Source organism: Aestuariibius sp. HNIBRBA575, from assembly GCF_040932005.1.
Classification (GTDB): domain Bacteria; phylum Pseudomonadota; class Alphaproteobacteria; order Rhodobacterales; family Rhodobacteraceae; genus CANLNM01.
Genome location: NZ_CP162414.1, coordinates 127,447 through 150,525, shown reverse-complemented (window position 1 = coordinate 150,525; position 23,079 = coordinate 127,447). Strand labels below are relative to the sequence as shown.

General features: G+C 52.7%; 20 protein-coding genes. 9 read left to right on the top strand and 11 right to left on the bottom strand.

The genetic code is table 11. The annotated features are described in order from the left end of the window. Positions 1–176 precede the first annotated feature (176 nt). From AB1F12_RS00775 to AB1F12_RS00765, 3 genes are read left to right on the top strand one after another with little or no spacing between them, the layout of a single operon-like run. Entirely contained in the window at positions 177–1,511 is a 1,335-nt protein-coding gene (locus tag AB1F12_RS00775) for a UDP-glucose/GDP-mannose dehydrogenase family protein (protein WP_368185837.1), read from the top strand. Continuing rightward, positions 1,495–1,920, top strand: coding sequence for an alternative ribosome rescue aminoacyl-tRNA hydrolase ArfB (gene arfB / locus AB1F12_RS00770; RefSeq protein WP_368185836.1), 426 nt, complete (start codon positions 1,495–1,497; stop codon positions 1,918–1,920). The genes AB1F12_RS00775 and arfB overlap by 17 nt, the downstream gene beginning before the upstream one ends. A gap of 27 nt (positions 1,921–1,947) precedes the next feature. Further along, positions 1,948–2,877 (top strand): L-lactate dehydrogenase, encoded by a 930-nt coding sequence (locus AB1F12_RS00765; protein ID WP_368185834.1) that lies wholly within the window; start codon positions 1,948–1,950, stop codon positions 2,875–2,877. On the opposite strand, the gene pncB is transcribed toward AB1F12_RS00765, so the two are convergent. Beyond that, positions 2,874–4,166, bottom strand: coding sequence for a nicotinate phosphoribosyltransferase (gene pncB, locus AB1F12_RS00760; RefSeq protein WP_368185833.1), 1,293 nt, complete (start codon positions 4,164–4,166; stop codon positions 2,874–2,876). The genes AB1F12_RS00765 and pncB overlap by 4 nt on opposite strands. 60 nt (positions 4,167–4,226) lie before the next feature. Beyond that, entirely contained in the window at positions 4,227–4,820 is a 594-nt protein-coding gene (pncA, locus tag AB1F12_RS00755) for a bifunctional nicotinamidase/pyrazinamidase (protein ID WP_368185832.1), read from the bottom strand. A 109-nt stretch (positions 4,821–4,929) separates the two neighbouring features. Here pncA and AB1F12_RS00750 point away from each other — a divergent pair, with 109 nt between their 5' ends. The 4 genes from AB1F12_RS00750 to AB1F12_RS00735 all read left to right on the top strand — a co-directional run bounded on the left by AB1F12_RS00750 (position 4,930) and on the right by AB1F12_RS00735 (position 8,931). Further along, the gene (locus AB1F12_RS00750; protein ID WP_368185830.1) at positions 4,930–6,153 is read left to right on the top strand and encodes an Hsp70 family protein; all 1,224 of its coding nucleotides are present in this window, start codon (positions 4,930–4,932) and stop codon (positions 6,151–6,153) included. Between the two features lie 41 nt (positions 6,154–6,194). Beyond that, positions 6,195–7,109: a rhodanese-related sulfurtransferase gene (locus tag AB1F12_RS00745; RefSeq protein WP_368185829.1), complete on the top strand. Its 915-nt coding sequence runs from the start codon at positions 6,195–6,197 to the stop codon at positions 7,107–7,109. Positions 7,110–7,213: 104 nt separating this feature from the next. Further along, a complete protein-coding gene (locus AB1F12_RS00740; RefSeq protein WP_368185827.1) occupies positions 7,214–8,320 on the top strand; it encodes a polysaccharide biosynthesis/export family protein in 1,107 nt (368 codons plus the stop codon). Then, complete coding sequence (locus tag AB1F12_RS00735) at positions 8,320–8,931, top strand: sugar transferase (protein ID WP_368185826.1); 612 nt, start codon at positions 8,320–8,322, stop codon at positions 8,929–8,931. The genes AB1F12_RS00740 and AB1F12_RS00735 overlap by 1 nt, the downstream gene beginning before the upstream one ends. Before the next feature lie 2 nt (positions 8,932–8,933). Here the strand turns inward: AB1F12_RS00735 and AB1F12_RS00730 are convergent, their stop codons facing one another. The 9 genes from AB1F12_RS00730 to mutM form a co-directional block, all read right to left on the bottom strand. Next, complete coding sequence (locus AB1F12_RS00730; RefSeq protein ID WP_368185823.1) at positions 8,934–10,847, bottom strand: polysaccharide biosynthesis protein; 1,914 nt, start codon at positions 10,845–10,847, stop codon at positions 8,934–8,936. Between the two features lie 249 nt (positions 10,848–11,096). Next, positions 11,097–13,514, bottom strand: coding sequence for a DNA topoisomerase (ATP-hydrolyzing) subunit B (gene gyrB / locus AB1F12_RS00725; protein WP_368185821.1), 2,418 nt, complete (start codon positions 13,512–13,514; stop codon positions 11,097–11,099). A gap of 98 nt (positions 13,515–13,612) precedes the next feature. Further along, complete coding sequence (locus AB1F12_RS00720; RefSeq protein ID WP_368185819.1) at positions 13,613–14,233, bottom strand: LysE family translocator; 621 nt, start codon at positions 14,231–14,233, stop codon at positions 13,613–13,615. Continuing rightward, positions 14,230–15,345, bottom strand: a complete 1,116-nt coding sequence (gene recF, locus AB1F12_RS00715; protein ID WP_368185817.1) for a DNA replication/repair protein RecF — start codon at positions 15,343–15,345, stop codon at positions 14,230–14,232. The genes AB1F12_RS00720 and recF overlap by 4 nt, the downstream gene beginning before the upstream one ends. A 48-nt stretch (positions 15,346–15,393) precedes the next feature. Further along, the gene (gene dnaN / locus AB1F12_RS00710) at positions 15,394–16,512 is read right to left on the bottom strand and encodes a DNA polymerase III subunit beta (RefSeq protein ID WP_368185814.1); all 1,119 of its coding nucleotides are present in this window, start codon (positions 16,510–16,512) and stop codon (positions 15,394–15,396) included. A 160-nt stretch (positions 16,513–16,672) separates the two neighbouring features. Then, complete coding sequence (gene dnaA / locus AB1F12_RS00705; RefSeq protein ID WP_368185812.1) at positions 16,673–18,040, bottom strand: chromosomal replication initiator protein DnaA; 1,368 nt, start codon at positions 18,038–18,040, stop codon at positions 16,673–16,675. A 550-nt stretch (positions 18,041–18,590) separates the two neighbouring features. Further along, positions 18,591–18,854: a 30S ribosomal protein S20 gene (gene rpsT / locus AB1F12_RS00700; RefSeq protein WP_368185809.1), complete on the bottom strand. Its 264-nt coding sequence runs from the start codon at positions 18,852–18,854 to the stop codon at positions 18,591–18,593. A 159-nt stretch (positions 18,855–19,013) separates the two neighbouring features. Further along, positions 19,014–19,790 (bottom strand): enoyl-CoA hydratase, encoded by a 777-nt coding sequence (locus tag AB1F12_RS00695; protein ID WP_368185807.1) that lies wholly within the window; start codon positions 19,788–19,790, stop codon positions 19,014–19,016. 62 nt (positions 19,791–19,852) lie between these two features. Further along, positions 19,853–20,704: a bifunctional DNA-formamidopyrimidine glycosylase/DNA-(apurinic or apyrimidinic site) lyase gene (gene mutM / locus AB1F12_RS00690; protein ID WP_368185805.1), complete on the bottom strand. Its 852-nt coding sequence runs from the start codon at positions 20,702–20,704 to the stop codon at positions 19,853–19,855. A 97-nt stretch (positions 20,705–20,801) separates the two neighbouring features. Here mutM and ubiE point away from each other — a divergent pair, with 97 nt between their 5' ends. Beyond that, the gene (gene ubiE / locus AB1F12_RS00685) at positions 20,802–21,554 is read left to right on the top strand and encodes a bifunctional demethylmenaquinone methyltransferase/2-methoxy-6-polyprenyl-1,4-benzoquinol methylase UbiE (protein ID WP_368188202.1); all 753 of its coding nucleotides are present in this window, start codon (positions 20,802–20,804) and stop codon (positions 21,552–21,554) included. Further along, positions 21,555–23,078, top strand: a complete 1,524-nt coding sequence (gene ubiB, locus AB1F12_RS00680; RefSeq protein WP_368185802.1) for a 2-polyprenylphenol 6-hydroxylase — start codon at positions 21,555–21,557, stop codon at positions 23,076–23,078. Position 23,079 lies beyond the last annotated feature (1 nt).

Below are 23,079 nucleotides of genomic sequence, written 5' to 3'. Positions count from 1 at the left end.
GTCTCTACTTGGCCCCGTTAAACAAAGCCTTTGAGCGCCGTGCGGCGATTAACAGCAGGTAAACAAACCAGAGGGTTTTTTGTCACGGCTTTCTCTCGTATCGTGATTGGGGCTTGCGCGCCCGGCCATCATCTTCAAAAGGTGGGGGAAATAACGCCGAAAGAAGGAAAAGGTTCATGCGGATTGCGATGATTGGCACAGGCTATGTTGGGCTTGTCTCTGGGGTGTGTTTCTCAGATTTCGGCCACGAAGTCGTATGCGTGGACAAAGACCCGTCCAAAATCGAACGTCTGAACGCAGGCGAAGTGCCCATTTATGAGCCGGGCCTCGACGAATTGATGGCCAAAAACGTCGCTGCGAGCCGTCTTTCGTTTACGCTTGATCTAAAACAGGCCTTAGAAGGCGCCGAAGCCGTGTTTATTGCTGTGGGCACTCCGACCCGCCGCGGTGACGGTCATGCGGATCTGACCTACGTCATGGCTGCCGCCGAAGAGATCGCGCAACTTGCAAACGAATATGTCGTGATCGTGACCAAATCTACGGTTCCCGTCGGTACGAATCGCAAGGTCAAACAAGTGATCCACAAGGCCAACCCAAATCTTGAATTTGACGTTGCCTCAAACCCGGAATTTTTGCGCGAAGGCGCTGCGATCGACGACTTCATGCGCCCTGATCGGGTTGTTGTTGGGGTACAAACCGACCGCGCAGCTGATGTGATGGCGGATATCTACCGGCCGCTTTTCTTACGTGACTTCCCAATCATCACGACGGATCTGGAAAGCGCGGAAATGATCAAATACGCCGCCAACGCCTTTCTTGCGACCAAAATTACCTTCATCAACGAAATCGCTGGTCTGTGTGAAAAGGTCGGTGCGGATGTCAAACAAGTGTCCAAAGGCATGGGGCTGGATGGGCGTATCGGCAACAAGTTTTTACATGCCGGACCGGGCTATGGCGGATCATGTTTTCCCAAAGATACCAAAGCGTTGGCGCGTATCGGACAGGAACATGCCATGCCCATGCAGATCACCGAGGCCGTGATCAAAGTGAACGAAGAAGTAAAACGCCGCATGGTCGATAAGCTGTTAGACCTTTGCGACGGCAGCTTTAATGGCAAAACAATTGCCGTTCTGGGCGCAACGTTCAAACCCAACACAGACGATATGCGGGATGCGCCTGCCCTAACGATTGTCCCGGCTTTGGTCGGCGGCGGTGCCAAGGTGCGTGTCACCGATCCCCAAGGCAAACACGAAGGTGAGGCGCTATTGCCCGGTGTGATTTGGTCTGACGACGCCTACAAAGCCGCCCGAAACGCTGATCTGGTGGTTTTGCTGACCGAATGGAACGAATTCCGCGCATTGGACCTGAAACGCATCGCCAAACATATGACGGCCCCCCGGATGGCTGATCTACGCAATATCTATTCCGCCAAAGACGCAAAACGTGCCGGATTTGAGGCCTATGATTCCATTGGCCGGTCCCCCATGAACAACCATGACCCTGATAGTTAACGACCAGATCACAATTGCCGATTGGGAGCTGACGGAGCAATTCGTCCGCGCCTCTGGCCCTGGTGGCCAAAACGTTAACAAAGTGTCCACCGCCGTTGAATTGCGGTTCGAAGCGGCGCGCTCACCTGCGTTGACCGAGCCGGTTAAAAACCGGCTGCGCCGTTTGGCTGGGCGCCGATGGACCGCGGATGGTGCCATCATCATTTTTGTCCAAGACACCCGTTCCCAAGCGAGAAACCGCGACATTGCACGCGAAAGATTGGTCGAGCTGATTTTGAAATCATTGGAACGTCCCAAACGTCGGATCGCGACCCGGCCGACCCTTGGATCGCAGCGTCGGCGTGTGACTGCCAAAAAACAACGGGGTCAGATCAAAGCCATGCGTGGGAAAATCGGCGAAGACGATTAAAACGCCCATTTCACACAGGAGATGCTCATGAAAGTCGGTATTGTTGGCGCGGGTATGGTCGGCAGTTCAGCCGGTTTTGCATTGGCTCTGAATGGCACTGCCAGCCAATTGGTTCTGGTTGATCAGGATGAAAATCTGGCCCGCGCGCAGGCCCAAGACATTGCCCATGCCGTACCTTTTGCGTCCTCAACCATCGTTGAATCAGGCGGATATGGCGCACTGGATGGCGCTGACGTGGTCATCATCGCAGCGGGTGTCAGCCAAAAACCCGGCGAAAGTCGGCTGGATCTACTGGCGCGCAATGCCGCTGTATTTCAAGACGTTATTACCAGGATCATGCAGGTCGCGCCCGACACAATATTGTTAATCGCCTCCAATCCTGTGGATATCATGACCCAGATCGCCACGCAGATATCGCGACTTCCCAGCGTCCGTGTCATTGGGTCCGGGACCATTCTGGACACTGCTCGGTTTCGCTGGCTACTTGGACGGCATCTTGGAATTTCGCCGCGATCCGTACACGCCTATGTTTTGGGCGAACACGGAGATTCAGAAGTTTTGGCCTGGTCAAATGCGCGCGCCGGGTCCGTTGCGATTGATGATTTCGCAGCCCAAGTATCGGCGCCATTAACTGAGGAAATCCGAGCAGAAATCGATCAGGGTGTGCGCCGCGCCGCCTATACCATTATCGATGGCAAAGGTGCGACCTATTACGGGATCGGGGCCGGGCTGGCGCGGATCGTTCAGGCCATTGCCACAGACGAACAGGCTGTGCTGTCTGTGTCTGTGGTGTCAGACGTTTTGGGCGTCAATGACGTGGCATGTTCCCTCCCACGTATCATCGGGGCGCAGGGGGTTGTTGCCGAACTTATGCCGGATTTGAACGCAGATGAAACCGCAGGCCTAAAGGCCAGTGCGGCCCTGTTGCGACAAACAATCGACGCGTTGGAACCTTAGACCAACACGTCCATTTCCTGCTGTTCGCCCACACCAAAAACCCGTTTGTAACGCTCGATTTCCCCGTCAGCGCCCATCGCTTTGCGCGGATTATCTGACAGTTTAACGGTCGATCGCCCATTGGCAGACACTGCTTTGCAGACCAGCGAAAATGGCGCCAATGCGTCATCCTTGCTGAGCCCAACAAAATCGTTGGTCAGCATCGTACCCCAACCAAAGCCAACCCGAACACGATCTGCAAACTGTTGTTGTAGCTCTATAATTTTATCCGCATCCAATCCGTCTGAAAAAATCACCAACTTCTGGGTTGGGTCTTCTCCCCGGTCTTTCCACCATTGTATCGCAACCTCAGCCCCGGTTGCAGGATCGCCAGAATCGATGCGAATGCCCGTCCATCCCGCCAACCAATCCGGGGCCCGTTTCAAGAACCCCTCGGTGCCATAAGTATCGGGCAAAATGATCCGCAAATTACCTTCGTGTTCTTCCTGCCAATCGGACAAAACCTCATAAGGTGCTTGGGCCAATTGCGCGTCATCCTGCGCAAGCGCGGAATACACCATCGGCAATTCATGCGCATTTGTTCCGATCGCCTCCAAATCGCGATTTTTGGCGATCAAACAGTTTGACGTCCCGGTAAAGCTGTCGCCCAAACCTTCGACCATCGCCTGTACGGCCCAATCCTGCCACAAAAACGAATGGCGACGGCGTGTCCCAAAATCAGCGACGCGTAATCCTTCAACCTTTTGAAGTTGTTCAATCTTTCCCCAAAGCTTGGTCATGGCACGCGCATACAGAACCTGAAGCTCGAACCGTTTCATATCGTTCAAAACGGCCCGGCCGCGCAGCTCCATTAACACGGACAGCGCTGGGATTTCCCACAGCATCACTTCTGGCCAAGACCCTTCGAAGGTCAGCTCATATTGCCCATCGCGTTTTTCCAGATGATAGTCCGGCAACCGCATGTTTTCGAACCATTCCATAAAATCCGGCCGGAACATCTGACGCTTGCCATAAAACGTATTCCCGCGCAGCCATGTACTTTCACCACGAGACAAAGACAGAGATTGGATGTGATCCAGTTGTTCGCGCAGCTCACCTTCGTCAATCAGATCGGCCAATCGGATTGATTTTGAACGGTTGATCAGGCTGAATGTGACCTGCGTGTCAGGTTTGTTCCGAAAAACCGACTGACACATCAACAGCTTATAAAAATCAGTGTCGATCAAGGATCGAACGATTGGATCGATCTTCCATTTGTGGTTCCAAACACGGGTTGCAATGTCGACCATCGGATCCTCCAACCTTTGCATGTAATCCTTAGATCATTGGACACGCCAAAGATGCAAGGGTTAGGCGAATTGCACACCGGCGGATTTCATGTCTGACATTGCGGATTCAAGCGACCCGTTTAGGTCAATCGCGCGACAAAGCTCTAGATCCACAACGACATCAAAACCCAGCTTTGCCGCGTCCAGAGCCGAGTAGTTCACACAAAAATCAGTCGCCAACCCGACCATCGTCAACGCGGTGATGTTTCGGTTGCGTAGATACCCTTCTAATCCTGTGGGTGTCGTTTGATCGTTTTCGAAAAACGCCGAATAGCTATCTATCGCCGGGTTAAAACCTTTGCGGATGATCAAATCGCCATCTTGGCGCAGTCCCGCGTGAAATGCGCTGCCCATGCTGGACTGCACACAATGATCTGGCCAAAGAACCTGCGATCCATAAGGCATATCGATCATGTCATACGGGGATTTTCCGTCATGCGAAGAGGCGAACGAAGAATGACCCGCCGGGTGCCAGTCCTGAGTGAGCACAACAACGTCAAAACCCGACATTTTGGTGTTAATCCCGGGGACAATCAGGTCGCCTTCTGGAACGGCTAACGCGCCGCCGGGGCAAAAGTCATTTTGAACATCAATCACGATCAGGGCGCGGGACATGGGATTCTCCTTGGTTTCGTGGCATTTTGCGACGATTGCCGCATAGGCACAATTGCATCCATGCGACATTCCTCATAAACACCCACTTCTTTGAAATAGGGGTGGTCACATGGCAGTTCTGGGTATTGATTTTGGGACCTCAAATACGGCGGCAGGTGTCGCGGTAAATGGCGCCCCTTATGTGATCCCGATGGAGCCGGGTGAACAAACGTTGCCCACGGCGATCTTTCTGGATTTTTCGAACGGCAATACGCTTTATGGACGTTCAGCGGCGCGCGCCATGATAGAAGGCCAAGATGGCCGTTTCATGCGGTCGCTCAAAAGCATCCTTGGCACAAATCTGGCACGTGAACGTCGGCAGTTTTTCAACGAACGTCTAACTCTGATCGAAGTGATTGCGCGATTTTTACACGAGATCAAAACACGCGCTGAAAAGGAAACCTACCAGACCTACGATCACGCCCTATCCGGGCGTCCGGTTCGGTTTCATTCCAAATCTGACAGCCGAAACGAACAGGCGCAGATTGACCTCCAAGAGGCATATCTGCTGGCTGGCTTTAAGTCTGTCACGTTTCTACCAGAGCCAGAGGCCGCAGCGCTGGCGGTTGGTGGCACCGGGCGTGTATTGATCGTCGATATCGGCGGGGGGACGTCGGATTTTACCATTTGTGATCGCGTTGGGGACCAAACACAGGTCCTGGCCAGTCGCGGGATTCGCGTTGGCGGCACTGATTTTGACAAAGCGATCAGCCTCGCGCATGCGATGCCGTTGCTGGGATATGGCGCAGAGATTGGCAATGAAATGGGCCCCGGCAGCCACACTGCGCCGCGGTCTTTGTTTCAGGATTTGGCGACTTGGGAAAAAATCACCTTTGTTTACAATCCGGCGCTGCTGCGTGACGTCCAGAAATGGCAACGATTGGCAAAATCCCCAAAATTGTTTGGGCGATTGGGGGATGTGTTGGAAATGCATCTGGGACATGACATCGCCTATGCGGTTGAGGCTGGGAAAATTCAGGCCAATGGCGGATCAGACGGTACGATTGATCTGGGGCCCATCGAAAAAGGGTTAACAGCCACGTTGCTGCGGGACGCGATGCAGGCCGAAATCACCGGCTACGCGGATGAAATCGCTGAATGCGCCCTCGAAACGCTGGCGGATTCCGGCGTTCCTGCAACCTCGATCGAACGAGTGATTTATGTGGGCGGGTCTAGTTTGCTTGACGTGATCCGAACAAAGATTGAAACTCTATTTCCCACTGCAACCCCCGAAACATCCGAAGTTTTCACCGCCGTTGTTGACGGGTTGGCATTGGCCTCGGCGCGACGTTAAAGCGCCTTGTAAACAAGGGACAACAGGAGTAGAGCGAAAATATGTATATCGTCGCAGCACTCTATCATTTCACCCCTTTCCCTGATCCTGCCGCCATTAAGGATCCGTTGCTGGCTGTGTGCCAAGCCAACGGGATCAACGGTACGCTTTTGCTGGCCAAGGAAGGCATTAACGGCACCGTTGCGGGGGATCGCAACGGCATTGATACGTTGATCGCCCATATCCAATCCCTGCCCGGCTGCGCGGATTTCGAATGGAAAGAAAGCACCGCAAGCGTAAAGCCTTTTATTCGTATGAAAGTGCGGCTGAAAAAGGAAATCGTCACAATGGGCCAGCCGGATATCGATCCACTGGCCAAAGTGGGACATTATGTTGCGCCTGAGGACTGGAATGAATTGATCAGCGCGCCGGATGTGGCCGTGATTGACACACGCAACGATTACGAAGTGGGCATCGGCACCTTTGAGGGTGCTGTGGACCCTGAAACGGCCAGCTTTCGGGAATTTCCCGCATGGTGGGAAGCCAACAAAGACCGGTTCCACAACAAACGTATCGCGATGTTTTGTACCGGCGGCATTCGGTGCGAAAAATCCACGAACTACCTATTGGGTCAGGGCGTCGAAGACGTATTCCACCTAAAGGGAGGCATCCTGAAATACCTAGAAGAGGTGCCTCAGGAGGACAGCAAATGGAACGGTGAATGTTTCGTGTTTGATGCACGCGTCTCGGTTGGTCACGGCCTAAGCGAAGGGCCGCATGAATTGTGCCATGCCTGCCGCAGACCCATTTTACCCTCTGACAAAGAACGCCCTGAATTCGAACAAGGGGTGTCCTGCCATCAATGCGCACATGAAACCTCTGACTTTGACAAAGATCGTTTTCGCGAACGTCAAAAGCAAATGGCGCTGTCAGCGGCACGCGGCGAATCCCATATCGGACAAGACGCCCAAAAGTAATTTGCGCAACACCTTGTGGCTGAATAGGGTCGCGGGGGGCGGATATCGCTTTCTTTTCTGACGAGATAACGATAGCAATTCTGTCATCACTGGGGGGTGAGAGAATGCAATTAAAACCGGTAATCCTAATCATCGCCGCGCTCAGCTTTGTGCTGACAGCTTGCTCTTTGCCACGCGGTGCAGGTTTTCAAAGTGAGGTTCTCGGATCTCAGGATGACCCAGAAGAAATCCGTGATTTTGCCGTTGAAATCGTCACACGTGACAGCCTGCCTCAGTTTGCAAACTGGCCCCAGATTGGCCCCTCACGTCTGAGCTGGATAGACCGGACGCCGCAGGCCGCCAATCGGATTATTGCCGCAGGCGACGTCGTTTCAATTACCATCTGGAGCAACGAAGAAAACGGGCTTTTGACCAGCCCGGGCCAGCGGTTTGTTACGCTTGAACCGATGCGCGTTTCATCCTCTGGGACGGTTTTTCTGCCTTATGTTGGGTCACAACGCATATCCGGGATGAGCCCCCAACACGCGCGAGAAACGATTGAAAACAAATACATAGAGGTAACACCGTCCGCGCAGGTCCAACTAGAAGTTCAGGAAGGACGACAAAACACGGTCAGTCTGGTCGGCGGGGTTTCTGCCCCTGGGACATACCCGATGCCAGATCGGAACTATTCGATTTTGTCGCTGATATCTGACGGCGGCGGTGCAGTGACCAGTTTCAACAATCCGCAGGTTCGTCTGCAACGTGGCAGCAATCTTTATGGGATTTCGATGGCCCGCCTATTGGATAATCCGGGGCTGGATACAACCTTGGTTGGCGGCGACAAAGTCTATGTGGAAGAAGATGAACGTTTCTTCCTGTCTTTGGGCGCTGCTGGGTCCGAAGCGCGCCACGATTTTACGAAATCCGACATTTCCGCACTCGAGGCATTGTCGGTCATCGGCGGTGTGGCTGACACACGTGCAAATCCACAGGGCATCCTGATTTTGCGCCAATATTCAACGTCTCATATTCGCCAAGACGGCTCTGGCCCGACCCATTCGCGTGTTGTGTTCACGTTGGATTTGACGTCTGCGGATGGCTTGTTCAGCGCCGGCCAATTTGAAATTCAATCCGGTGATTTGGTTTACGCAACAGAAAGCCCGATTACTGCGACGCAGACAGTTTTCCAACTCTTGGGAAGCGCGCTCGGGCTCGCTAGCCGACTGTAATGACGGTATCCAAACGTCTGCTGGATGTTTTGCTGGCGTTGATTCTCGGCATCATCCTCTTGGTCCCGATCGGGGTGGTGGGCATTTTGTGCCTGATTCTGCAGGGTCGACCGGTGTTGTTTCTGTCAGAAAGGATGCATTCACCCGACCGCGCCTTTCGCTTGGTTAAATTTCGCACGATGCGGTCATCCGCGACGGATAGCGGCGCCTCGGGTGGGAATAAATCCGATCGGATAACGCACTTGGGGCATATTCTTAGGCGGACACGGTTGGATGAGCTCCCGCAATTGTGGAACATTCTTCGTGGGGACATGAGCTTTGTCGGTCCAAGGCCACCATTGCGCGATTTTGTCGAACGTTACCCGGAAATCTACAATCAGGTGTTGATGAACAGGCCGGGCGTTACGGGCCTCGCTTCGCTTTATTACCATGCGCACGAAGAGAAACTATTGCGTCATAGTCAATCAGCCGCTGAAACAGATGTGATCTACACCCGCCGCTGCGTCCCACGCAAAGCGCGTCTGGATTTAATCTATCAGAAACATCAATCTATTTGCTTTGACATTGTTCTGATTGCAAAAACCGCAATGCAACCATTTCGTCGTCGCTAGGATCAGGCTTGCGCTTCGTCCAGTTCGTTTTGCGGCACATAGCCCGCTACCCACCGGCAAATCACGTCTTTTACGCGACTTTCGTTGCCTTCTATCACCGCCGTTTGAAGCGCACGAATCGCAGTGGCCATCTCAATCTCGGATAGCCGCTCTTCTTGGGCGCACAAAATTTTCGGATGCCCGGTTGGCTGCGTTTCGGTGCCGATCAACAGTTCTTCGTGTAGTTTTTCACCCGGCCGCAGCCCGGTAATCACAATTTCAATATCGCCATCTGGGGTGCGGGCATCCCGGACAGAATACCCAGCGCGTTCGATCATCTGACGTGCCAATTTCTGGATCTGAATACGTTCACCCATATCCAAAACAAACACTTCCCCACCTTGGGTATAGTCGCCCGCCATCAGAACCAAGCGCGCCGCTTCGCCAATGGTCATAAAAAACCGCGAAATTTCACTATGGGTCAGAGTGACCGGACCGCCACGGGAAATCTGCTCTTCAAATAGCGGGATAACTGACCCTGATGATCCCAATACATTCCCAAAACGAACCATCCCAAACCGGGTTTCATCCGCACGCGTTGCCAAATCTTGGATCACGAGTTCAGCCAAGCGTTTTGACGCGCCCATGACATTCGTCGGACGCACCGCTTTGTCTGTGGAAACCAGAATAAAGTGGCTAACCTTTGCATCGCGCGCCGCATCAGCGAGGATTTTGGTGCCCAAAACGTTGTTGCGCACACCAACCAACATGTTGCGTTCGACCATGGGCACATGTTTGTAAGCTGCGGCATGCAGAACAATTTCGACCCCATATTGGCTAAGGACGCGGCGAACGGTTGATTCGTCGGTGATCGACCCCAAAACAGATCGAATTTTAACGCCTGTCGTTCCGACCAGATCCCTCAGCTCGCGCTCAATCTGATAGAGCGCATGTTCACCGATTTCAAACAACACCAGTTCTTTGGGACGGCACGCCAGAATTTGGCGGCATAGCTCAGACCCAATTGATCCGCCCGCCCCCGTGACCATGACCGACCGGCCACCATAAATGTCACACAGATTTTTGATGTCGTGTTCTAAACCCGTTCGGTTCAAATACTCAATGGGATCAACGGGTTGAACGCGTTTGATCAAATCCCGATCACCCTCGCTGATCAACGAAACGAACGAAGGAAGCATGCTCACTTCGCATCCCATATCTTCTAACTTGCGCGCGATGCGGGACTGTTTCGGTCGTGAAATTGATGGCATCGCAAGGATGACCATATCGATTTCTTTCTTTGAAATCAGCGCTTCCAACCGGACTGGCGAATATACCGGCATGTTGGACACAACCATTTTTTGAAGCGTTAGGTTGTCATCAACAAATGCCACAGCTTCAAGGGAATCATCTGTTTTCAACGCAGCGGCGAGCTGTACACCGGTGTTCCCAGCCCCATAAATCAAAACGCGTTTTCGGGTTTGCGCCTTTAGGTAGCTTTCTAATGTCAGGTGGCGCATCATGATACGTGCGCCCACAGAATAGATTGTCAGAACCATCGAAAAGATAAACATGTCTGACATGTTCACCAATGGATTGTCTAAGAACATACTGGTCAACGCGCCAAATAACCCAACAAGTCCGGCACTGGCTGCGGTTCGCATAACCGATTGTAATTCGTAGGATTTTAGCTTGACGCGATGCAGGTCCAGCAAGATCGAAAAGCTCGCCCCGAGGCACACAAGTATAAAGAGGTAGGTGCTCCAGCTTTTCCATTGAACTGCGATTTCCGCAAAAACAGCCCATGGGTGGGTCAATGCAATCGTTGTGCCAAATGCGATCACGATCATCATCAGGTCAACAGAAATCAGGATAGCTTGCTTCTGCAAACCTGTCCGGTTTCGGATGTAACCATTAAGATCAATCCAAGTCAGCACCACACAGTCCCTTCAACTTTTTGTTGCTTGAGGCGTTTCTACGCATAAACATCAAAGTCACATAAAGTCACATTTTTCAACCCTGTGTTGTATGTCACAGGAATTCACATCGCTACTTACACGAGATGTGCGGATTCCGCAAAGTCTGCTAATTATTTGGTCGCTTTTGCGCGGATTGGCACCGTTCCAGACGAAAACGCCACACAAAATCCAACGACTTTGTGTGGCTGTTTAGCAGGGTGTATAGCTTTAGAAATCTAGGTTTTCGACGCTCAACGCATTGTTTTGGATGAATTCGCGACGTGGTTCCACCACATCCCCCATCAATTTGGTAAAGATGTCATCCGCCTCAGCGACGTCCTCAACCTTAACCTGCAACAATGTGCGGGCATCGGGGTCCAGCGTTGTTTCCCAAAGCTGATCCGGGTTCATTTCGCCCAGACCTTTGTAGCGTTGCAATGTCAGCCCGCGCTCACCTTCGCCAAGAATCGATTTCAACAGGTCAAGCGGACCGTGGATCACTTGTGACCGATCTTTGCGCACCAACGTTGCAGGCATTGTGTAGGTTTCTTGCAAACTCGCGGTAAAGCTACCGGTTTTACGGGCCTCACCGGACCGCAGCATTGGACCGTCCAAGGTGCGGACCTCTTCGACGCCGCGCAAAATACGGGCCAAACGCACGCCTTTGTCCTGCGTGATACGTCCGTTCCAGCCACGTTCATATTCCAACGCAATCAGGTCCAAACGTTCCGCAACCTTATTGGCCACGCCCTGCAAATCAGCATCAACAGCGCCGGACACAAACGCGCCGGCAATTGCCGCCTGTTCCAGAATTCGGCGTGGATATTGCGTTGGAAACGCATCCAAAACGCGCTTTAGCTGGCGCGCCTCGTCAACGACACGCCGCAGATCCGCGCCCAGAATCTCTTCTCCGGATCCCAATCGCAACACGGCACTTTCCGACCCTTGTTCAACCAGATAATCGTCCATAGCGGCCTGATCTTTCAGGTAAACTTCGGATTTTCCGCGCGAAACTTTGTACAATGGTGGCTGCGCAATATAAAGATGACCATTCTCGATCAACTGCGGCATTTGCCGGAAGAAGAACGTTAGCAGCAGCGTTCGAATATGCGCCCCATCAACATCCGCATCCGTCATGATGACAATCTTATGGTAACGCAGTTTTTCGATGTTGAACTCGTCACGACCGATCCCCGTTCCCAGCGCCATCACCAGATTGCCGATCTCTTGTGATCCGAGCATCCGGTCAAACCGCGCCCGTTCAACGTTCAAAATCTTACCTTTCAGAGGCAAAATCGCCTGAGTCTGCCGGTCGCGCCCGGTCTGCGCGGACCCGCCCGCAGAATCCCCCTCCACGAGGAAAACTTCGGTTTTTGATGGATCCTTTTCGGAACAATCTTTTAGCTTTCCCGCCAAAAAATTAACGTCCATCGCTGTTTTGCGGCGGGTTAAATCACGCGCTTTTCGCGCTGCCTCCCGTGCATGGGCGGCTTCTAGAATCTTACTGACAACGATCTTGGCTTCTGTCGGGTTCTCTTCAAACCACTCGGTCAGCTTTTCGTTCATTAGGCTTTCGACCGCGGGACGCACCTCGGATGACACCAACTTGTCTTTGGTCTGAGAGCTAAACTTTGGATCCGGCACTTTGACCGACAAAACGCATGTCAAACCTTCCCGTGCATCATCCCCGGTAAAGTTGATTTTCTCTTTTTTGGCGATGCCACTGGACTGAGCGTAATTGTTAATGGTCCGCGTCAACGCACCTCGGAAACCGGCCATATGGGTCCCGCCATCACGCTGTGGGATGTTGTTGGTAAAGGGCAGGACACTTTCGTGGTAACTGTCATTCCACCACATCGCGACCTCGACGCCGATATCGTCTTTTTCGCCACGCACATAAATCGGCTCAGGCATCATTGGGTTTTTGTGACGGTCCAAATACTTTACGAACTCGTTTACACCACCGTCGTAATATAGCTCGCTGCGCAATGCTTCTGCTGGACGTTCATCCTCTAGGATAATGCGCACACCCGAGTTCAGAAACGCCAATTCCCGCAAGCGTTTTTCCAACGTCTCAAACGAATATTCCAGGTCCGAAAACGTATCGGTCGATGCCAAAAAACGCACCTCTGTGCCGGTCCGATCACCGCAATCGCCGACTTCGACCAGATGATCGGTCGTGACACCGTGACCAAAGCGCGCCAGGTGCTCTTTTCCGTTGCGCCACACACGCAGCTCCAACCAGACCGACAGCGCGTTCACAACCGAAACGCCCACGCCATGCAGACCGCCGGACACTTTGTATGAATTGCTGTCAAATTTACCGCCAGCATGCAGTTGCGTCATGATAACTTCGGCGGCGGAAACGCCTTCTTCTGGGTGGATATCCACCGGAATGCCGCGACCGTTATCGCTGACAGAAACACTGGAATCGGCGTGAATTTTAACGTTCACCGCATCCGCATGGCCAGCCAGCGCTTCGTCAATTCCGTTATCAACGACCTCATAGACCATATGGTGCAGACCCGATCCATCATCGGTGTCCCCAATATACATGCCCGGGCGTTTGCGCACAGCCTCTAACCCCTTAAGAACCTTGATAGATTCCGCGCCATACTGCTCAGAGGCTTGATCGTTATCGGACATTCAGTACTTCCTTCGTAATTTTGTGATTTTATACGAAGTTTTGGGGGGGATGTCACGCGCAACCCCCACATTTTGCGGCGGATACCGGTTCGTTTCGCTCATACAAACGGGATTGCCAGACCCACCAAAATTAATAAAAGCCCGGCGGTGATATTCGTCCGTTTTAGCGCCTGTGGCGAGCTAAGCATTGACCGCGCCCGATCGATAAACACAGCCAATATCAAGTTCCCAACCAAAGGCACCAATGCCGACAATCCCGCGATCAAAACGATGTCTAATGTGGTAAGGTGCGACAGGTCAAAAAACCCGGGCAGCACCCCCATATAAAACAGCACGGCCTTTGGGTTTCCAAAGATCACGGCCAGTCCCGCCAAAAATCCAGCCACCGCGCCCGGCCGGGTCAATCGGCTGTCGCTGGAAATGCTTTTGTCCGCTGATTTTATAATCAGATAGCCCATGGCCAGAAAAATAATCGCGGCGATCCAACGCAAAAGCTCTAGGAAACCGCCATAAATCGATAGGATCCAACTGACCCCCAACACGGCCAATACCGCCCAAACTACATCACCAATGACCACCCCCAAGGCCAGCGGCCAAGCGGCCCGAAATCCCCCCGCAAGAGAACGAGCGATCAGGGCGACCCATACGGGACCGGGCGTTAAAAACAACGCAAATAACCCACCCGCATAAAGCAATAAGTCAAACGCTGAGAGGGTCATGTCAGCGTCGTTCCTTGATCCACCTGAGACAGCCCATTTTCATCCGTGACATGAACATATTGGGCGCGGTCCCCTAACCCTTCGTACAATTCCATCCCGGTGCCGGTCATCCAAGCCTGCGCGCCCAAAGCGCAAATTTCATCATAAAGCGCAGCCCGACGATCAGCGTCCAGATGCGCGGCAACCTCATCCAAAAGCAACAAAGGCGGTGCCCCAAAATCAGCGGCCAACGCACGGGCATTTGCTAAAATCAGGGACACCAACAGGGCTTTTTGCTCTCCTGTCGAGCAATCTTTGGCAGGGACATCTTTGGCGGCATAAGTCGCGGCCAAATCGCTGCGATGCGGACCAACCAAGCTGCGCCCCGCTTGAATATCACGCGCTCTGGACTGCGCCAAAGCGTCGCGCAGATCCTCTGCATTCTGGGGTGCCTCACCTTCGACCTGGATCAAGGACAGGTTCGCCGTCGGAAAGGCCGTTTCTGCCTCGCCTTGCGCATCCTTTAGTTTTTGCAATGCATTCAAACGGTTAGAAGTTATGGCAGCCCCAGATTGGCCCATTTGCAATTCCAATGCACCGTACCAATGCGGGTCGCGCACGCAATCCTTCAACAACCGGTTTCTTTCCCGCATTGCACGTTCATAGATCAAAACCTGCTCTGCATGCCCCGGCTCAAAACTGAGAGTTGCCCGATCTAAAAACCGTCGCCGACCTTCTGCACCTTCGATCCATAGCCGGTCCATGGATGGAACCAGCCACAAAACCCGTGCAATCCGCCCTAACATCGTCTGAGCCGCTTGTTTCCCGTCTATCCGGACCTGACGTGCGGCTCCATTTTCTGAAACGGTTTCGATCTCATAAAATTGTTGCAAGCTCTGCAGCGTTGCCGTCACTTTCCAACCCAACGCTTCGGGCCTGCGGGTCATGTCTTGGGCAGAGGAACGCCGCAATCCCCGACCCGGCGACAGGATCGACACTGCCTCTAGTAGGTTGGTTTTTCCCGCACCATTGGGGCCAAATAAGGCAACAGGACGCGGATCAAGCGTCAGCTCTGCCCGTTTGTGGGACCTGAAATGTGACAGGCCCAGAGAATGCAAAAAGAGGGACGTCATATCCCTCTCCTTACGTTTCTGTCGAATTTATCGTTCAGGATCAAACCCTTAGACGCGCATTGGCATGACAACATAGACTGCGCTCGTATCATTACCTTCGCGCATCAGGGTCGGGTCGCCCGAAGAGTTGAACAGGAACACTGCATTTTCGCGATCCACTTGGCTGGCAATTTCCAGCAGATATTTCGCGTTAAACCCAATTTCCAGACGTTCATCGCCATAGGCCACGGCCAGCTCTTCTTCGGCGGCCCCGCTATCTGGCGCATTCACAGACAAGGTTAAGCTGTCTTCGCTGAGCGAAAGCTTTACCGCGCGCGAGCGTTCAGATGAAACTGTTGCAACGCGATCAACTGCTTTTGCAAATTCAGCGGCATCGACTTCTAATTTGCGGGTGTTTCCAGTTGGAATGACCCGTGTGTAATCCGGGAATGTCCCGTCGATCACTTTAGAGGTCAGGGTAATGTTCGGCGTGGCAAAGCGGATTTTGGTTTCTGACACAGACACGCTGATTTCCATGTCATCGTCATCCAGCAATTTGCGCAATTCACCCACCGTTTTGCGGGGTACGATCACGCCCACCATATCAGCGGCCTCTGCGGGCAATGGCGCATCAATGCGTGCCAAACGATGCCCATCCGTGGCCACAGCGCGCAAAACGCGGCCGTCTTCGCCATCGGAAACGTGCAAATACACGCCGTTCAGGTAATAGCGGGTTTCTTCGGTGGAAATCGCAAACTTGGATTTATCAAACAACCGACGCAAAACCGGAGCTGGCGCGGCAAAGTTGGCGGCATATTCCGACGATGCCATGACCGGGAAATCCTGACGGGGCAATGTCGCCAACGAAAAGTTTGACCGCCCCGCTTCGATGGTCAACCGACCAGAAGCACCATCTTCGGACAAAGTCACCAACGCGCCATCTGGCAATTTACGGACGATTTCGTTCAGCGTTACAGCAGAAACCGTGGTTGCACCGGCTTGTTCAACAACTGCGGGGGCTTTGTCGACCACCTCGATGTCCAAATCCGTCGCCCGGAATTGCACCTCGGCGCCCTCGGCTTCGATCAAAACATTGGCCAAGATCGGGATCGTGTTGCGACGCTCCACGACTGATTGCGCTTGCGCCACTGCCTTGAGCAGCGTTCCGCGTTCAATTGAGAATTTCATGTCTCTCGCTCCGTCCTAATCCGGCCCTGTTCAAATTGGCCCCGTGCAATTTCGGCCTTTTACCGACACCAAAGGCCGGATGGAAAACTTACCTGTTTCCCAAGCCGGCTCAAGGGCTTTTGTCAGACTGTCTAAGAGTGTTGCAGCGGGGTCAAGTCGCTTAGGCTTCTAATGCGCGGCGCAACATTTCCAAGTCATCGGCAATTTGACTATCTGTGGTTTTCAATTCTTCGATTTTGCGCACACCGTGCATAACCGTTGTGTGATCCCGACCGCCGAAACGACGTCCGATTTCGGGCAATGACCGATTGGTCATCTGTTTGCACAACCACATTGCCACCTGACGGGGCCGCGCAAAATTACGCACACGTTTTGGGCCAATCATATCCGACAAACGGATGTTGTAGTGATCGGACACTTTGCGCTGGATTTCTTCGACGGTGATTTTGCGATCGCTGGCGCGCAAAATGTCCGACAGGCAATCCTGGGCCAGTTCCAGCGACACTTCGCGACCAACCAAAGACGCGAATGCATAAAGCCGGGTCAGCGCACCCTCTAGGACACGCACATTGGTCGAAATGCGGTGGGCCAAAAATTCTAGAACGCCGCCTTGGATTTGCACCTCTGGGTAGGTGGCTGCAAATTGCAGAACCTTTGATTGCAAAATGCCAAGTCGCAATTCGTAGTCGGTCGGATGCAGGTCAACAACCAGACCACATTGCAGACGCGATTTGATCCGGTCTTCTAGATCTTTGATTTCACCGGGGGCGCGATCCGCAGAGATAATGATCTGTTTGCCCGCATCAACCAACGCGTTGAAGGTGTGAAAGAACTCTTCTTGGGTGGAATCTTTGCCTGCGATGAACTGAACATCATCGACCATCAGAACATCGACGGACCGAAACAATTGTTTGAAATCAATCATTTTCCGTTCGCGCAGCGCGGTGATGAACCGGTACATGAACTGTTCCGCACTTAGATACAGGACGTTCAATTCCGGCTGGCGCAGGCGCAATTCATTGGCAATCGCATGCATCAAGTGGGTTTTACCAAGCCCGACACCACCATACATAAACAATGGATTAAACGTCACGGCGCCGCCTTCGGCAACGCGACGGGCCGCTGCGTGGGCCAATTCGTTTGGCTTGCCGACCACAAACGAATCAAACGTAAAACGCGCATCTAGCTGCCCGCCAGACACCAGACCTGAATTGTCAGACTTGGCAGCTGGGGCCGCGGTTTCAACCGCTGGTTTGGATGTTGCAGGTGTTTTGACGGGACGATTTGCCGGGGTGGTCAAAAACCGCAACCGTTCAACCAGGGCACCCGATTTATTCAGGTGATAGATGATCTGATCGCCGAAATTCTGAGAGACATAATTGCCAAAGAAAGGGCTCGGGACTTCGAACAAAGCCACTCCGCCTTCAACACTGGAGATCGCCAGAGGCTCAATCCAACTCGTGTAATTACTCGCACCCACATACGCTTTTAAGCCTTCTTTGACTTGGCCCCAAGAATCGCCGTTCATAATGTCCCCGTGTCACTGCCGTCCCAAGGTGAAATTCTCACCCACTATTTTGCAATCACTCATCAGCAAAGCATAACCGGTCACGCGAACTGACATTCGCGTGTGGTCAAAGCTGGGGGCAAGTTGGACACATGTCCAAACTTCGCCCACCCTGATATAGACATGGCGCCCGGCACACCGATTACTCGGCTGTTGCGCAGACTAGGTTGCCGCATCTCAAAGATGCAGCGCACCCCCCACATGAATCTCGGTGACTGTCCCTCGATCAGATGCAATTCGTTGATTGCAGCCTCTCATACATTGTCGCCGATCTTCCCCATGTTCCCCCAGGAACGAGTGAATCGCAGGCACAAACTAGCAAGTTGAAGGAGCCTGCTTCAACAGAACATCACACTTGACTCTAACTTCATGCAAAAAGAATCTCTCGCATATGCAGCAGCCCTTAGAAATATAAGGTTTAAGCGCTTTGACATGAAAAAAGGCGCGCCGGATGGCACGCCTTTCGAATCTCTTGGGTGATGCAATTGCAACACGATTCCGTAAGGTCAGATCAACCTAGGGCTTTAACGCGCGCAACCAAACGAGACATTTTGCGAGACGCTGTGTTTTTGTGGAATACGCCTTTGGTAACACCGCGCATCAATTCTGGCTCAGCCGCACGAACAGCATTTGCTGCGGCGTCTTTGTCACCAGAAGCGATGGCTTCTTCTGCAGTGCGCAGGAATGTGCGGATGCGCGAACGACGTGCTTTGTTTACGGCAGCGCGGCGTTCGTTTTGACGGGCGCGTTTTTTAGACTGTGGAGTATTGGCCATGAGTTCATTTCCAGTTCGGGTGTTTCAAAATTTCGCCGCGTGCACGACACCCAACCTGGATCAGACCAACCAGTTGATTCTTGCCAAAGCGGGCATCACACGCATGTATCGGCTGCCTATACGGCATATTGGCAGCCGTGCAAAGTCAAAAAATCCGCGTTATTTGTCGCGGAATTGCGGTTCACGTTTTTCTTTGAACGCCGCCATGCCTTCGGATTGATCATCCGTCGCAAAAAGAGAGAAAAACAATTGGCGCTCAAACAGGTTGCCTTCGGCCAATGTCGTCTCATAGGCGCGGTTCACAGCCATTTTCGCAGCCGAGGCCGCCAGCGTGGATTTCTCTGCGATCTTATGAGCTGCGGCCAACGCCTCTTCTTTTAGCTTTTTCACTGGCACAACCCGGCTCACGAGCCCGGAACGTTCCGCTTCTGCGGAATCCATGAACCGCCCCGTCAGGTGCATATCCATTGCTTTGGATTTGCCCACAAACCGGGTCAATCGCTGTGTGCCGCCAATACCAGCGATCACCCCAAGGTTAATCTCTGGTTGGCCGAATTTGGCATTTTCCGCAGCAATGATGAAGTCACACATCATGGCCAATTCGCATCCCCCGCCCAGCGCATAGCCAGACACAGCTGCGATGATTGGTTTGCGAACACGACCAATCCGGTCGCCTTCATTGCCAAAGAAATTTGCCTGATACATTTCAACAAATGATTTCTCAGACATTTCAGAAATATCGGCCCCGGCGGCAAATGCCTTTTCGGAACCGGTTAATACAATACAGCGCACTTTGTCGCTGGCATCCGCCTCTTCCAATGCGGTGCACAATTCAGCCAACAGCTGGCTGTTGAGCGCATTCAACGCATCTGGTCGATTAAGGGTAATTACGCATACGTCGTCGGATGTTTCGACGATGATGGTCTCATAGGCCATGGTTTGTCCCTGTTTTCCCGTCACAGTCCCCAAGGCTTAACAAACGATTACCTTCATGCAAGCTATCTTTGGCATTGCGAACACCAAAATGTGGATCGACCGGATTGGACGAATCGCTCAATCACTGCGCCGCAGCCGGGGGTTAAACAGGGGTCACCTTCGCGTCCGTAAACCCGAAATGCGTGTTGAAAATAACCCAGTTCGCCATCTGCTTGACGATAATCCTTAAGCGAACTTCCACCCGCTTCAATTGCCTCTGAAAGGACGTCCCGAATGATTGGAACAAGGGTTAAAATTTGATCGGATGAAATCGCTCCGGCTTTGGTTTTTGGATCAATTTGCGCCCGAAACAACACCTCGCAAACATAAATATTGCCCAATCCGGCAACGATTCTCTGATCCAGCAACGCTGTTTTGATCGGCATTTTCTTACCTGATAGCCGTTCAATCAGATACGGCCCGTCAAAGGTGTTGCCCAACGGTTCAGGGCCGATTCCTGACAGTAATTTGTGCTGATCCAACACATCCGTTGCGGCCAAATCCATCGCCCCGAACCGGCGCGGATCGTGAAAGGTCACGCGGGCACCGTTTTCCATATCAAACACAACATGATCATGTTTTTCGATGTCGGGATGTTCATGATGGAACTGCCCCAATGGGTCCCCCGAAACAGTCATCCGGCCCGACATTCCCAAATGAATGATCAGGGTTTCTTGCCTATCCAGATCCATCAAAATGTATTTCGATCGCCGCCGTAGCCTTAAAATGCGCGCGCCGGTCAACCGCTCTGCCATGTTTTGCGGAAATGGCCAGCGCAGATCGGGGCGGTTCACACTTGCCTTTGTGATGATACCACCTTGCATTGATGGCTCTAGCCCGCGACGGACTGTCTCTACCTCTGGCAATTCGGGCATGGCGTGCTTTCCTATTGACGGGTTGCGTTGTAACCCCTGATTGGCCGCTATAGAAAGGCCACGAAGACATAGGATCGCAAGCCAAATGACCAAATCCGTGCACGATACCGACAACAAAACCACCCATTTCGGCTTTGAAACCGTATCCGAAGATCAGAAAGCGGGCAAAGTTCAGGGCGTTTTCACGTCTGTTGCCAGCAAATATGACATCATGAACGATGTGATGAGCATGGGCATTCACCGCGTTTGGAAAGATGCGATGATGGATTGGCTGGCCCCACGACCCGGTCAAAAGCTGTTGGATGTCGCAGGCGGAACAGGGGATATTTCTTTTCGGTTTCTGGATCGGGCGGGATCAGGTCATTCAACGGTTCTGGACTTAACAGAATCCATGTTGATCGAAGGCCGCAAACGCGCCGAAGCTCAGCAAATGAGCAAAAGCTTGGATTGGGTTACGGGTGATGCGATGGCATTGCCTTTCGCTGACAACACATTCGATGTCTACACGATTAGTTTTGGCATTCGGAATGTGACGCGCCCCCAAGAGGCCCTGAACGAAGCCTATCGGGTGCTGCGCCCCGGTGGACGTTTAATGGTGTTAGAGTTTTCACACATTCCCAATGACAGCATGCAGAAACTGTATGATTTGTATTCCTTCAATGTCATTCCCCGCATGGGTCAAGCCATCGCAGGGGATCGGGATAGCTACCAGTACCTGGTTGAATCTATTCGAAAATTCCCTGATCAGGATACGTTCCTAGATATGGTAAAACAGGCCGGATTTGGCAATGCAAAATACCGCAACATGACGATGGGCATTGCTGCTTTGCATTCTGGATGGAAACTGTAGATGCGCGGCCCTCATAACCTACTTCGCCTCATTCGCACGGGTGCCACGCTTGAACGCACCGGGGCTATGCGCGAAATTATGGAAGCCTTTGACACACCAAAACTGGTTCGCGTCGTCGTTAGGGGATTGGTCTGGCCGGTCCAATGGCTGGGCTATCGCGGGGATCAATCCGTGCCGCCCGTCACCCGCGCCCTCACCGCTTTGGGTCCTGCGTACATTAAGTTTGGCCAAGTATTGTCGACCCGCCCAGACGTTGTTGGATCAGAACTGGCGACGCAATTGACCGTGTTGCAGGACAAACTGCCCCCATTTTCAACGCAGGACGCAAAAATTGAGGTCGAACGCGAACTCAATATCACGTTGAATGAAACTTTTTCGTCTTTCTCAGATGCCGTTGCGGCCGCATCCATCGCCCAAGTTCACAAGGCGGAAGTCGCCGCAACCGGCGAACATGTCGCTATCAAAGTTTTACGACCAGGAATCGAACGCGCGTTTCAGCGAGACATCGATGCGTTCTATTTAGCGGCGCGGGCGATCGAAATCCTGTCCCCGTCATCACGGCGCCTACGCCCCATGGACGTTATTACCCATTTCGAAGGGGTCGTTGCTGGCGAATTGGACCTCAGATTAGAGAGCGCCGCCGCATCTGAGTTTTTGTCTAACACTAAAAACGACCCGGGCTTTGATCTCCCTAAAATCGACTGGAACCTATCGGCACGCCGGGTGATGACCCAGACTTGGGTTGAAGGGATCAGCGCGGGCGATATCACTGCACTTGACCTCGCGGGCCATGACCGCCCCGCATTGGCAGAACGAGTGCTGCAGTTGTTTCTGAGCCATGCTCTGAGAGACGGTTTTTTTCATGCTGATATGCATCAAGGGAACCTAAAAATCTCGCCCGCAGGTGATATCGTTGCTTATGATTTTGGCATCATGGGGCATATCGACGAATATACCCGGCGCGTTTATGCGGAAATCTTGTTTGGCTTTATTCGTCGAGATTACCAACGCGTTGCAGAAGTCCATTTTGAGGCGGGTTACGTTCCCGCAGACCAAGATGTCGACGCTTTTGCACGCGCTCTGAGAGCCGTCGGAGAGCCCATTTTTGGGATGGATGCCAGCCGGATTTCGATGGGGCGACTTCTGACATATCTATTTGAAGTCACAGAACGTTTTGGGATGGAAACGCGTACTGAATTGATCCTGCTTCAGCGAACTATGGTGGTTGTAGAAGGCGTCGCCAGAACCCTTGACCCCCACATCAATATTTGGGAAGTCGCCCACCCAATCGTTGAAGATTACATCAAAGATCGCATTGGCCCCCGCGCAATGGTTCGGGATATGAGCAAAGCCATTATGGTATTGGGACGGTTTGGTCCCAGGTTGCCAGAAGCCATTGAACAATTGCTCGTCCAGAAGTCACAGCTTCAACAACCTGCACAGCCCAAACCTATTCTACCTGCCGTTTTCTGGGCGTTGATTGGCGCAGGTATCACAGTAATGACAATGCTCGCATTGACCTAAA

Coding starts and splice junctions, on each gene's coding strand:
- AB1F12_RS00775 (WP_368185837.1), top strand. CDS start 177: ATGCGGATTGCGATGATTGGCACAGGCTATGTTGGGCTTGTCTCTGGG.
- arfB (WP_368185836.1), top strand. CDS start 1,495: ATGACCCTGATAGTTAACGACCAGATCACAATTGCCGATTGGGAGCTG.
- AB1F12_RS00765 (WP_368185834.1), top strand. CDS start 1,948: ATGAAAGTCGGTATTGTTGGCGCGGGTATGGTCGGCAGTTCAGCCGGT.
- pncB (WP_368185833.1), bottom strand. CDS start 4,166: ATGGTCGACATTGCAACCCGTGTTTGGAACCACAAATGGAAGATCGAT.
- pncA (WP_368185832.1), bottom strand. CDS start 4,820: ATGTCCCGCGCCCTGATCGTGATTGATGTTCAAAATGACTTTTGCCCC.
- AB1F12_RS00750 (WP_368185830.1), top strand. CDS start 4,930: ATGGCAGTTCTGGGTATTGATTTTGGGACCTCAAATACGGCGGCAGGT.
- AB1F12_RS00745 (WP_368185829.1), top strand. CDS start 6,195: ATGTATATCGTCGCAGCACTCTATCATTTCACCCCTTTCCCTGATCCT.
- AB1F12_RS00740 (WP_368185827.1), top strand. CDS start 7,214: ATGCAATTAAAACCGGTAATCCTAATCATCGCCGCGCTCAGCTTTGTG.
- AB1F12_RS00735 (WP_368185826.1), top strand. CDS start 8,320: ATGACGGTATCCAAACGTCTGCTGGATGTTTTGCTGGCGTTGATTCTC.
- gyrB (WP_368185821.1), bottom strand. CDS start 13,514: ATGTCCGATAACGATCAAGCCTCTGAGCAGTATGGCGCGGAATCTATC.
- AB1F12_RS00720 (WP_368185819.1), bottom strand. CDS start 14,233: ATGACCCTCTCAGCGTTTGACTTATTGCTTTATGCGGGTGGGTTATTT.
- recF (WP_368185817.1), bottom strand. CDS start 15,345: ATGACGTCCCTCTTTTTGCATTCTCTGGGCCTGTCACATTTCAGGTCC.
- dnaN (WP_368185814.1), bottom strand. CDS start 16,512: ATGAAATTCTCAATTGAACGCGGAACGCTGCTCAAGGCAGTGGCGCAA.
- dnaA (WP_368185812.1), bottom strand. CDS start 18,040: ATGAACGGCGATTCTTGGGGCCAAGTCAAAGAAGGCTTAAAAGCGTAT.
- rpsT (WP_368185809.1), bottom strand. CDS start 18,854: ATGGCCAATACTCCACAGTCTAAAAAACGCGCCCGTCAAAACGAACGC.
- AB1F12_RS00695 (WP_368185807.1), bottom strand. CDS start 19,790: ATGGCCTATGAGACCATCATCGTCGAAACATCCGACGACGTATGCGTA.
- mutM (WP_368185805.1), bottom strand. CDS start 20,704: ATGCCCGAATTGCCAGAGGTAGAGACAGTCCGTCGCGGGCTAGAGCCA.
- ubiB (WP_368185802.1), top strand. CDS start 21,555: ATGCGCGGCCCTCATAACCTACTTCGCCTCATTCGCACGGGTGCCACG.